Source organism: Variovorax sp. OK605 (assembly GCF_900115445.1).
GTDB lineage: Bacteria > Pseudomonadota > Gammaproteobacteria > Burkholderiales > Burkholderiaceae_C > Variovorax.
In genome coordinates this window covers 272,556-282,766 of record NZ_FOWL01000011.1, presented here as the reverse complement: position 1 = coordinate 282,766, position 10,211 = coordinate 272,556, and the positions used below count along the sequence as shown (strand labels likewise).

The window sequence follows — 10,211 nt, the reverse complement described above, 5'->3', positions numbered from 1 at the left end:
AACAGGTGGCTGACTTGCTGCACGGCAAGGAAGAGCAGGTGTGGGCCGACTCGGGCTACCGGGGCGCGCAGGCACGCGTGAAGCGCGATGTGCTGTGGAACATTGCAGGCCGGCCAAGCGACATCGCGAAGATGCCCGAGGGACGCGCCAAGGCCAGAGCACGCAAGAACGAATATGAGAAGGCCAGCGTGCGGGCAAAGGTGGAGCATCCGTTCCGCGTGATCAAGCGCCAGTTCGGTCTCGCGAAGGTGAGGTTCACTGCGCTTGACAAACTGGCCCGATCAGAGAAGCGGCCACTTGCCGTCGATTCTCTGGCCGAAGCGCGTGCACACCCACCTAGCCTCGGGAACAATTAGGTGAGTCAAGCTCGAGAGCGGGTCGCGACCGTCGAAGGGCCAACAGAAAACTGTTACTGCTACTTGACCCAACATCTCGGATGCAGTTCTTCTTCCTCAGCAGACATGAAGCCCGTCTTTTCAACTGAAAGCGAACTCGATTTTCAAGCGGCATTCAAGCGGCTTACCGAGGCAGGCATTCCTGTCACAGAGCCTCCGAACCATTCGGAAATGCCCGGCTACTTTGTTGGCCCTCGAAGTCGGACGCTGTGTGTGTGGCTTGACAACCAATATGAGGATGCGTGCCTGCTCTTGGGCAATCCGAATCATGTGGTCCAAAACCCAGTCGATTGGCGTGAGTTCAACCATGTTCAAGAAGAGGTGCGGCGGCAACATTCCGCTGCTCTTTCTAAGTTCAATGAGCGCGCACTAAGCTGGTGTATAGGAATCGGCGCGCTGGGTTTACTTTTCTTTGGCGCGTACCGCGTCTTCAGATAGGCGGCGGTAGTCGTTTATCGGCCATAACCAGTCGTTCGCCATGCGGGCACAATGCGACGAAATCCGGCCGTACTGCGGCCCTGCGACGTTATGAACGACCCGGCTCGCATCAAACAGCTTTCAGTGGCTCACGCGCATCTTCGTTCTGCGAAGCGGTACGTTTCCCGGCGCCTGCCATCGGGCATACCGGATAACCATGTCGCTCTGGCGGAGGTGGAGAAGAAAGTTCCCGAGGAGGTACTGCTCACTTGCATGGACCTCCTAGCGGCGTGCGGTGTTCAGGAGCGCCCCCGAGGCGGCTTCTGGCGAGATATGGAACGAGCGGCTGAGACGCTTGGCCAGATGGAGCGAGCCACGACGTACCGTGCCCACTTCCTATTCACCCTCGGTAGTCCGCCCGACGAAACGAGCGAGGTACTGGGTGGCTAAGATTTCCGTCCCGAGAGACGAAGCTCCGAAACGACGACAGGCTACAGTCGGCCAACAGCAGCCACTCGCATACACATCCTGGTCATGCCTCGAACTACTGCCGACATTGCTCACGACATCGCCACCTTTATACCGAAGGCGGAGCACTGGCTCGCATTGGACGCGCTTGTCGCATCAGGGAGACCGCGCGTGGATTCGCCTGCCGCACAAGCTGAATGCCTGCTCCCACGGCTGTGGCAGCATGCGGCCAGAAGCGGTTGTTGAACTGGTTTTCGTTAGTTTCTTCAAAAATAATTATGGCTAGCAGCATTGCTTTTTATTGTGGGCCAAAAGACCTCGATGCAATAAATGCATATATGGAATCTATCGGCCTTCACTTAATTCCGCTTCAAATCGGCGGTGTTGTAGCTCTTGAGCCGTCCGAGGGCCCGTTGTGCTATATCTCACTCAACCCGATTGTTGAATTGCACCCCTACGGCAATCCTCCAATTAACATTAGTTACGCGAAGGATCCTCTTATTTTGTTTATGCGCGGCTACTTTAAGAATCCATATCTTGTTAATGGCTTCATTCAGTGCCCAGACATTGACGCTGATTTCGAAAAAATTGCAAGACCGCACTTCCAAAAAATAAAGAAATGGATTTTTAAGAACTGGAAGCAAATGCCCGGCGGCGATTTTTACATCGGTAATGATGGGGCGCACTTGGTTGTTGCCGGCGCAAAAATGGTCAATGCCATACCTGGCGAGCTTGACTTCAAATTGATCGATATTGGCGATTGACAGCTTGCTCGAGGTTGGAATTAAGCACATTTTCTTAAACTACCAGTCAAGAGCAGTGCGAGTGTCTCACCTGAGCCAACTTGCGACCGGCTACAGTCGGCCATAACCAGTCATTCGCCAAGCCGGGGAAATTTAGCGGAAAGCAGTCTTTGAGACCATCAACCGGTATGAAGCTAAGTCACGATTTCAGTGGTGCCCTACGAACGTTTGCGTACTTCATGGCAAGCGGAACTCACTACATGCTTGAAGACGTCGAATACCTCGACTTGTACGGCACGGAGCCGAGCGCAATTGAGATGGTCTTCGCTATATTCGCGAACGTCCTCGAAGTTGATGACGAAGGCAGAGTCCTCAATTTCACCCATGCGCAAAGAAGGGCGACCGACTACTTGAAATCCTATTGCAACCCATCCTTCAAGGTCGAGCCGACCCTCGAGGACTGGGAAACGGAGCTCTACGGGCCGCCAGCAATCCGACGCGAGGAATGATTCCTTGGGGCTCCGGTCGACAGTGTCCGCGACCGCCCACGAGGCGACAGACTACGGTCGACCACAACCTGACATTGGGCACCAAGGCAGAATTCGGCCAAAGAGACCTTTTCGAACCACGAAACAATGACTGGCTCCTATCCCGACGCCATCGATCCAACGCTGGTTGGCTCCTACCCCGCCTCAGCGATGTCAGGCGGAGGCTACGTTTGGGATGTCGTTCTGGAGTACCGTGTCTGGTGCCATCCAGAGCGCGGCGCAGCTGACCTTGAAGACGGCAGTGACTACTACTACTCTTTTGCTTCCTTCGCGGACGCCCAAGCCTTTGCCGATCACACCGCAGGCGCGGAGAAGCCGCTCGCTTTGATCGTGCAAGAGGAGTACATCGACGAGTCCGCTCCCGGAAAGTATCGGCATGTGAAGAAGAGGCGTGTAGCGGAGTGGCAGGTTGAATTTCTCGCGCGGCCGCGCCGAACGCCGCAGACAATTCCAGACTTTATGGCGCCGGATGCGCCGGCGAACCGCTTGGCGATCATCCGAGGTCAGGCCTGACCGCAATAAGCCAAGCAGGAAATGCGAACGGCGTCCGTCGGCCATGACCCGACATTCACTGACGGGGCCCACGAACCACCGAAGAACATGAGCTATACGTCACTGCACTGGAGCATCTTTAACATCTTGGCGAGACTCTTCGGGCTCATGGCCGCGCTGGTCTCGCTTGCGTTTGGACTCACGGCTCTGTTTCAGTTAAGGGGTTCTTCGCTTTCAACTCCTGGCGTCAGCGCCCTTGGCAATCTGGTCGTTGCACTTTTTTGTCTCGCCTTGGCCTTGGGCTTTTTGTTCGTGCGCCCGTATAGGCCAGATGTAAAGCGTAAGTCCTTGGAGGAGCCGCCTCCAAAACTGGGATGGTGGACAGGTGCTCCAAGGCCGTAAGACGGAGTTCGGCCAATAGCGGCCGCTCGCTCCCTCAGTTCAAAAACTGCATGCTACATTTAAGTTACAAGTCGGATGGAGCGGAGGCCCGTATGCGGAACAAGTCGTTGGTGCGCCTGCACAGAGGTATTGCAGCTTTCTATATGGCCGTTTTTCTCTTCATCGTGTACGCGGTGGTGAGCAAGTCAACGGCTAGTCTGTCCGGACTTTGGGTACTGGGCTTTATTGCTGCCGTTCCCATCGGCCTACATCTTTGGGCAGGGCAAGGCGCAAAGGCAGGCGCTGGCTGGGGGAAGACTCTGTCGCGGGTATTGGCCACATTGCTCCTCGTTGGCTTTCCGATTGGAACTGTGTTGGGCGGTCTGATCTGGGTGAAGACCAGCCAGAAAGACTGGCAAGCCGCCTGATCGCCTTCGGCCAGAACCGGCCGTTCGCGTCGTCCTCGAACATGTAAGTTATGGACAAGATTCTCAAGCCCTACGCCGTCGTGCATGTTCTGAGGTTGGTCGGCAAAGCTGATGACTATGACGGCTGGCGAGTGAATCAACGGGCTCCAGCCGTTGGAGACATCGGAACCTTGCTCGATGTCCTAGCTGCACCTGGCGTGGCTGACCGGTACGTCGTTGAGAGCAGCGACGGCAACGGCACGACAGTCTGGTTGGGCGACTTCCTTGCCGATGAACTGGAGCTCGTTCAAACCGCGTGACACCGACAACGGGCAGCATGCGGCCACTACCTGTCATTCGCCGCGACCGGCAGAATCCAGACATCACCGGTCGTCTGCAGTCAACCACGGCAAGACAAGGAAATCAGTCGAATGAAGCCCCGCAACTCCGTGGCCGTGCTGCCAACTACCGTTCGCCTAGCGACGGTCCTCGCATTCATGTTGGTAAGCACCGTCGCGTTTGCGGGCTACCTCTTGCACATGGAATCAACAATTTGGTTTAAAGAAAACAGCGCGGCGCTTGAGCGGGATTCCGTGATCGAACTCGAGCGGCTCGTTTGCGCACTTCATGGCGGCAGAGTTAGGTATTTGAACCTATCCGCGCACGCCGCGAAGGGAGAGCGGAATCCGGGCAATCTTGCGATGGGCCGTGCTTTGGCGGTGAGGGCGTGGTTGATGGCCTCACCTGCTGTCTATGACTACATCGCCATTGCGAACGGCTCCGACGAACAGCCTTGGCGGAGCAATGCAACAGCTGAGGGGCGTGCTTTTAATCGGCAGGTGGCACTCGAGATGAATTTTGTCGAGCAACCAATTGACCCGAATAACCCAGCTTGTGGGCCACGCAAAAAATTCGATAGTGTCCGGTAGCTGAAACAAGCGCCTTCGGCTGCAGACCGGTACCACCATGGCATCAACGTTTCATTTGGACCTGTTTCAGCTTTCCCTTTTGTGACCGCTTTGAAGCACGGTCAATGACAGCAACGGGCCCGGTGGCGCCGGCGGAGGTGTGGCAGGATGCGGCCACAAGCAGACGCTTGCCGAGATGTTCTGAATCGCTCCGAAGCAGTCATTCGCGCAATCGTGGCGATGCGCGAATACGGCTTTCTCTCGCATGTCGAGGATGCGCGGAAAGTCCTGACCTTCAACAGAACAACCGAGATTGACCATAAATCAACATGAGCACATTTCAAGATCATTTTGCGGACCACGCGGCTTCCTCGTTCGCCAGACAAATAGCATTGGGCGATGTAATCGGTGAAAGGCCCTGGGGCATCGACATGCAGAAAGGCCTGTTGCGCTTCGGCGATGACCTGGAATACCCCGTGCAACTGCTCGGCACGCATGCCTTCGAACCCCGCACATGGCTGTGGGTCTGGGCCAACACGCAGAGCAATCTTCCGCCGCAACTCACTGAGGCCGCCTTGCGCATCCGGCAGCTCGGTGAGGCGCAGGCCGTAGAGGCGCTCACCCAACCTTCGCTGCAACTGGACGACATCACTGATCACATGATCGCCATGACCTGCAGCGGCCTAGAGGGAGGCCGCTGCTATTACCGCGCGCCTTACGACGGCGGCGCACTGTTCGTGCTGCTCGACGATGTGCCGGCCGAGGTGCTGGCGCCGGTGTCGCTGCCCCGCGTGAACACAGTGCTGATGGAAGTGATCTCGCAGTTCGACGTGGACCATCGCCGAATGGTGGCAAGTTTTCTGCGGCAGCAAGGGTTGCATGCGGCATCCAACGGGGTGGGGGGCATCCGCGCCGAGAGAGCGGGCGAAGGACACATCGAGATCAGCTTCGACGAACTCGGCCGCATCTCGAATGTCGCTGCAACGCTGGGACCGGCCGCGTCGGCACCGAGCACGCAGGCTGCACCGAAGAAGTCGCGGTGGCAGGTCTGGAAATAACTGCTCGCGTCGCGCGACAACCATTGGAAGCATTCCGGAGGTATCCGTCCGCTGTGGTTCGCAGGCAGCGGTCCTTCGAGACTTAGGCAGACTTCTTCGTGTGACAGATTCCGTTTTGCGCCCATTGAAGTTTCCATAGAAGTGACGTTCGATGATGCCTGTGCACGATGACCAGCTTGGCACCGGAAGCGCACACTCGTGAACTACTCCGCGCCGAGCGGCCGCTTTGGAGAACTCCCGATGACCGCTCAGGGGCCGGCGCCGCTGGCAATGCTTCGGCTACAGTCGGCCAGTAGCAGTCGGTCGGCCGCGCCTCAGAATTCGTGGGATAGCGGACGTTCGCGGCGCGCGCGCAACGCGCAACGACTTCTTGTAGATTGTGTTGAAGCGCGTGCACACCCACCGCGGCGCGACAAGAATTGGCGCCAGCATCGACTTGAACCTGAACTGATTGAGGAAGCATTGCTTGAGCTACGTTCTGGAACCCGAAGTTGCAGGTGGGTGGGGACCTGGTACAGACGCCGACACCTCCGTTCACCCTCCGCTGGTGCGACGGCTTGTTTACCATTTCGAGGATTGGTTAGGGGATGACCTGCTCGAAACCTTTCCTTGCTTCGTTGTGACCACCAGGCTCGCTGAGGCAATCCGGAAATCACAGCTGACTGGCTACTCGCTGGAGCCAATCGCCATCACGACGTCAGAACACTTCGTGGAGCGAAACCCGCGATGCACTCTGCCAGATTTCCATATCCTTCGGGCCCATGGCGAAGGGGGCGATTTTTGGGTAGGCGAAGACTACCGGCTTATCGTCTCCGACGCGGCGTTCGACCTCCTAAGCAACTTCTCGCTCAAGCACTGCATGATTGACAAGCTACCTCCCGACGTCAAAGACGGCCACAACCAGTCAGTCGCACCGTAACGCAAAATTCGGCCAGCAGCAGCCCTTGGCGTTGCACTGGACCGGCTTGGCCGGCCAATGAACTTTTTTGTTTAGCGTGCGATGTTGTCAATAACCTATGAAGCAGTCTCAGAAAACATTTCAAGCGCTTCTGTCTTTTCTCCTGATAGCCGGGTGCACCGACAACATTGAGAAATTGAAGCTAAGTAAAGAAGATAGGGCGCGAATTCTCCTCTTGCAAAATCCCTTTGGAGGCAATCTCGTCCGACTAAATACAGCCGGGAAAGGCGAGTCTATTTTGATAGGTCTGAAAGACTGCAAGGTCTACCGTGCCGAGACTGAGCAAGGCGTAGTTACCGAGTGGGTTTATGTACCGGAAGTCGCTGAGTTTTACCCTCTTCCGTCGGCATGCAGCCGCGAGAATGTGGAATATGACGGCGAATACGTAAAAATAGAGTTCTGCAAAACGCCAATTGCAGCAGGTGGAGGGTGCGCGGGTGGAATTAGTCCTCACCGAAGTAGAAACGGCAAAGATTGGGAGGTCCGCATCGAAAAAGGCAAATGGAAACCGATAGACAAGCTGCCTTAGGGAGGTCTCATATGGGCGCCTCCAGGATCGCAAGAACTCGCGCGTGCGAAAATTCAGGAGACAGGACTGCAGTCGCCCAAGCGTGATAGCAAGTGGTTCGATGAACGTCCGTTTTCGTGAGACAGCAATTTCGGCCTAGGGCCCTTAGCAACGAGCCGAATGTTTCCCCGCCACCGGGAATAATCTTCTTGAATCCGCTTCCGCCAGACACGAAAATCCTGGTTTCGACTGAAATCGGCATTTGTTTCTGTGAGCATCCTCGGGTTTTCGAAAAAGACTTTCCGTCGGCAACAAGTTAAGATTAGAACACTATCAACATTGGATTCAAGCATGGCAAATGAGATGGACATTACCAAACTTAGTTACGCCGAGCTGCAAAAGCTGATTCAAGAAGCTGAAGCGGCACGCGACGCCAAGCGCGGTGAAGAACTAAAGGTGATTGTTGATGCGTGTGCGAAGAAGCTTCAGGCCGCGGGCTTCAGCATCAAAGAAGGTCTAGCTGAGCTAGCGAACTACGACACGTCCACGCGAAAGCGGGCCTTGCGCGGCAGCGTTGTAAAGGTTGAGAAGGCTTATCAGGACGGCGTTGTCTACCGCGGGCCCAATGGCGAAGAGTGGACCGGAGGAACCAAAGGCCGGCAGCCAGCGTGGCTGCGCGAACTGACGGCAGGCTTCGAGGGAGATGCCCTGGCCAACAAGTTTGCCGGACTGGCGGTCAGGTAGCCCATCGGAAAAGGAATCGGTCGAGATCGTGGGTTATCGCTAGCGCTGACCACTGACCTGCGCGCAACGAGCTCACTAAGCGCTCGACTCGCCGACCTCTCGAACTCCTTGCTGGCGTTCGGCCGTACCCGGCCACAACCAGTCGTCCGCCATGCCGGCACATTGCGACGAAATCCGGCCGTACTGCGGCCCAGCGACGTTATGACCGACCCGGTTCGCATCAAACAGCTTTCAGTGACTCACGCGCATCTTCGTTCTGCGAAGCGGTACGTTTCCCTGCGCCTGCCACCCGGCATACCGGATAGCCATGTCGCGCTGGCGGAGGTGGAGAAGAACATTCCCGAGGAAGCACTGCTCACCTGCATGGACCTCCTGGCGACGCGCGGTGTTCAGGAACGCCCTCGAAGCGGCTTCTGGCGAGATATGGAACGAGCGGCTGAGACGCTTGGCCAGATGGAGCGAGCCACGACGTACCGTGCCCAATTCCTATTCACCCTCGGTAGTCCGCCCGACGAAATGAGCGAGGTACCTGGTGGCTAAGATTGCCGTCGTGGTGGACGAAGCTCAGAAACGACGACCGGCTACATTCGGCGCCAAGACCAGTCGTTCGCCGCAGTTCTCAACCTGAACCACTCGCGGTGAGCACGCTTGACAGCCTACAGTTCCATCTGGAATTACTTTTAAACAGAGACAGAAGATGCTGAGTCTTGACTCCCCCGCATGGGACGCCATTCCCGCAAGCCCTGGTGGCACTGGAACTCTGACGGCAAGGCTTCTTCGCAATATTCGCGACGGTGACGAGTCAGCTTACGATGAGCTTCATCATCAAGTTTGTCATCAGTTTTCAGCAGGAGCCGTGGCCTATGTCGCAGTCCCGCATCTGGTAGAAATCGCACGGTCTGCCGGCCGCCGACAACAGATACGACCGCTCAGCATTATTGGCACGGTGGCAGCAGCACTTCTCGCCTATCCTGAAAGCGCAGCACCGATTCGAGACGAATGGCGATTCGAATTCGTAGCGGCCAATCAAGCTGCATTACGCATTACGCATTGCGGCTGAAGCGCTCCAATCCGCCGACGGATTGGACCCAGCCGATTCACAGCAGTTGCTTGCAACGGTAGCAGCCTTCCAAGGATTAAAAGACTTGGCGGTGTACTTATTTATACAGGCTGATGACATGGAAATGTCGTGTCCGGCTTGTGGCGAGGCGATTCAGTATTGAAATGCGCCTGGGGCCGTTCCATGCGCTCTCGCCGAGCGTTGACAGACAGCAGTATTGGAGCTTTTCGAACAGATTTGCGCGGGAAATCATCGTAGTTTGGCCAACGCTTGGGATGGGCTACAGTCGGCCGAGGCTGTGTGAAAACGCTAGCGCTGTACCCATTGCATGAAAGCCGACCTCTCAGATCGCGCCAGGATCGACGATCAAGGGTTCGGGAATGGTTTGGCTACCCCCAAAAACACGACCTTCGAACGTTTTCACACAGCCTCGGCCAGAAGCGGTCGTTCGCGATGCCGCCACAATGAGTTCGCTTTCGCTGCTCAGTACAGGAGAATCATGGACGGGGTCGTCATCTATTTCACTGAAGCTAAGTTACTTGACGTGCTGAATGAATTCGACGAAGTTCGGCGCCGCGACGTTGGCTCTCACGAATATTCAGTCTTTCCCTATGAAGCCGACACTTGGAAAGACGAACTCGAAGGAGACGAGCTTGACGAGCTTGACGAGCTTGTAAAAGCATTGGGGCAGGTTCCGTCGTGCGCCGTACACATTAGCTGCAGACATGGCAACGCGGCACGTGATGCCCTAGCCGCTGTGTCGAGTGTCATGGCCAGATTCCCCAAGTCGGTTCTCGACGACGACTTCAAAAGCTGGTGGACAAGTGACCAAGTGCAGACATGCAATGCATCCGCGCCCTCAGACGGCGTCTACGCCCTTAGGAGGCATCGCTAGTACGTGATTGAGGCCGTCTTTCCGGTCGTGACCGACAGTGATCGGCCAGAACCGGTCGCGTGCTAGCGGCGCAGAATTTGCGCAAAAGCTGACCTTCGCGGTTGCGCCAACAAGGACCAAACTTGAGCATTAGCCTATTCGTCGAGCGCCCCACCGGGGCTGAGCGGTCAATCTCCCTCGAAGATTGGAGGCGAGTCGTTTCGCAGGAGCCAGAACTTCGTTTTCGCAC

At 56.4% G+C, this 10,211-nt stretch carries 15 protein-coding genes; all 15 read left to right on the top strand.

Annotated elements, in window-relative coordinates; genetic code table 11:
• The coding region (locus BM013_RS27640) for a transposase (protein WP_371280986.1) at window positions 1-356 on the top strand (356 nt) is incomplete at its 5' end.
• Window positions 357-461: 105 nt separating this feature from the next.
• Complete coding sequence (locus BM013_RS40720) at window positions 462-833, top strand: hypothetical protein (RefSeq protein WP_143098370.1); 372 nt, start codon at window positions 462-464, stop codon at window positions 831-833.
• Window positions 834-1,477: 644 nt separating this feature from the next.
• Entirely contained in the window at window positions 1,478-2,044 is a 567-nt protein-coding gene (locus BM013_RS40715; protein WP_143098369.1) for a hypothetical protein, read from the top strand.
• Between the two features lie 239 nt (window positions 2,045-2,283).
• Entirely contained in the window at window positions 2,284-2,532 is a 249-nt protein-coding gene (locus BM013_RS27625; RefSeq protein ID WP_218153691.1) for a DUF7677 family protein, read from the top strand.
• 126 nt (window positions 2,533-2,658) lie between these two features.
• Window positions 2,659-3,084 (top strand): GCN5 family acetyltransferase, encoded by a 426-nt coding sequence (locus BM013_RS27620; protein ID WP_093131014.1) that lies wholly within the window; start codon window positions 2,659-2,661, stop codon window positions 3,082-3,084.
• Window positions 3,085-3,557: 473 nt separating this feature from the next.
• Complete coding sequence (locus BM013_RS27615) at window positions 3,558-3,872, top strand: hypothetical protein (protein ID WP_093131012.1); 315 nt, start codon at window positions 3,558-3,560, stop codon at window positions 3,870-3,872.
• 50 nt (window positions 3,873-3,922) lie between these two features.
• Entirely contained in the window at window positions 3,923-4,171 is a 249-nt protein-coding gene (locus BM013_RS27610; RefSeq protein WP_093131010.1) for a hypothetical protein, read from the top strand.
• Window positions 4,172-4,282: 111 nt separating this feature from the next.
• Entirely contained in the window at window positions 4,283-4,780 is a 498-nt protein-coding gene (locus BM013_RS40710) for an OmpA family protein (protein WP_143098368.1), read from the top strand.
• Between the two features lie 308 nt (window positions 4,781-5,088).
• Window positions 5,089-5,817 (top strand): DUF6882 domain-containing protein, encoded by a 729-nt coding sequence (locus BM013_RS27605; RefSeq protein ID WP_143098367.1) that lies wholly within the window; start codon window positions 5,089-5,091, stop codon window positions 5,815-5,817.
• A 466-nt stretch (window positions 5,818-6,283) separates the two neighbouring features.
• Window positions 6,284-6,736, top strand: a complete 453-nt coding sequence (locus BM013_RS27600; protein ID WP_143098366.1) for a hypothetical protein — start codon at window positions 6,284-6,286, stop codon at window positions 6,734-6,736.
• A gap of 97 nt (window positions 6,737-6,833) precedes the next feature.
• Entirely contained in the window at window positions 6,834-7,304 is a 471-nt protein-coding gene (locus BM013_RS40705; protein ID WP_143098365.1) for a hypothetical protein, read from the top strand.
• Window positions 7,305-7,646: 342 nt separating this feature from the next.
• A complete protein-coding gene (locus BM013_RS27595; protein ID WP_177225579.1) occupies window positions 7,647-8,027 on the top strand; it encodes an H-NS family nucleoid-associated regulatory protein in 381 nt (126 codons plus the stop codon).
• Between the two features lie 201 nt (window positions 8,028-8,228).
• Entirely contained in the window at window positions 8,229-8,567 is a 339-nt protein-coding gene (locus BM013_RS27590) for a hypothetical protein (protein ID WP_093131002.1), read from the top strand.
• A 157-nt stretch (window positions 8,568-8,724) separates the two neighbouring features.
• A complete protein-coding gene (locus tag BM013_RS40700; RefSeq protein ID WP_143098364.1) occupies window positions 8,725-9,087 on the top strand; it encodes a hypothetical protein in 363 nt (120 codons plus the stop codon).
• Between the two features lie 328 nt (window positions 9,088-9,415).
• Window positions 9,416-9,982: a hypothetical protein gene (locus BM013_RS40695; RefSeq protein WP_143098363.1), complete on the top strand. Its 567-nt coding sequence runs from the start codon at window positions 9,416-9,418 to the stop codon at window positions 9,980-9,982.
• The last annotated feature ends 229 nt before the right edge of the window (window positions 9,983-10,211 follow it).

What these genes read in the sequence shown, in the direction of transcription:
- BM013_RS27615 (WP_093131012.1), top strand. Translation starts at nt 3,558, where the DNA reads ATGCGGAACAAGTCGTTGGTGCGCCTGCACAGAGGTATTGCAGCTTTC.
- BM013_RS27590 (WP_093131002.1), top strand. Translation starts at nt 8,229, where the DNA reads ATGACCGACCCGGTTCGCATCAAACAGCTTTCAGTGACTCACGCGCAT.
- BM013_RS27625 (WP_218153691.1), top strand. Translation starts at nt 2,284, where the DNA reads ATGCTTGAAGACGTCGAATACCTCGACTTGTACGGCACGGAGCCGAGC.
- BM013_RS27605 (WP_143098367.1), top strand. Translation starts at nt 5,089, where the DNA reads ATGAGCACATTTCAAGATCATTTTGCGGACCACGCGGCTTCCTCGTTC.
- BM013_RS27610 (WP_093131010.1), top strand. Translation starts at nt 3,923, where the DNA reads ATGGACAAGATTCTCAAGCCCTACGCCGTCGTGCATGTTCTGAGGTTG.
- BM013_RS27595 (WP_177225579.1), top strand. Translation starts at nt 7,647, where the DNA reads ATGGACATTACCAAACTTAGTTACGCCGAGCTGCAAAAGCTGATTCAA.
- BM013_RS40695 (WP_143098363.1), top strand. Translation starts at nt 9,416, where the DNA reads ATGAAAGCCGACCTCTCAGATCGCGCCAGGATCGACGATCAAGGGTTC.
- BM013_RS40710 (WP_143098368.1), top strand. Translation starts at nt 4,283, where the DNA reads ATGAAGCCCCGCAACTCCGTGGCCGTGCTGCCAACTACCGTTCGCCTA.
- BM013_RS40720 (WP_143098370.1), top strand. Translation starts at nt 462, where the DNA reads ATGAAGCCCGTCTTTTCAACTGAAAGCGAACTCGATTTTCAAGCGGCA.
- BM013_RS27620 (WP_093131014.1), top strand. Translation starts at nt 2,659, where the DNA reads ATGACTGGCTCCTATCCCGACGCCATCGATCCAACGCTGGTTGGCTCC.
- BM013_RS40705 (WP_143098365.1), top strand. Translation starts at nt 6,834, where the DNA reads ATGAAGCAGTCTCAGAAAACATTTCAAGCGCTTCTGTCTTTTCTCCTG.
- BM013_RS40700 (WP_143098364.1), top strand. Translation starts at nt 8,725, where the DNA reads ATGCTGAGTCTTGACTCCCCCGCATGGGACGCCATTCCCGCAAGCCCT.
- BM013_RS40715 (WP_143098369.1), top strand. Translation starts at nt 1,478, where the DNA reads ATGCCTGCTCCCACGGCTGTGGCAGCATGCGGCCAGAAGCGGTTGTTG.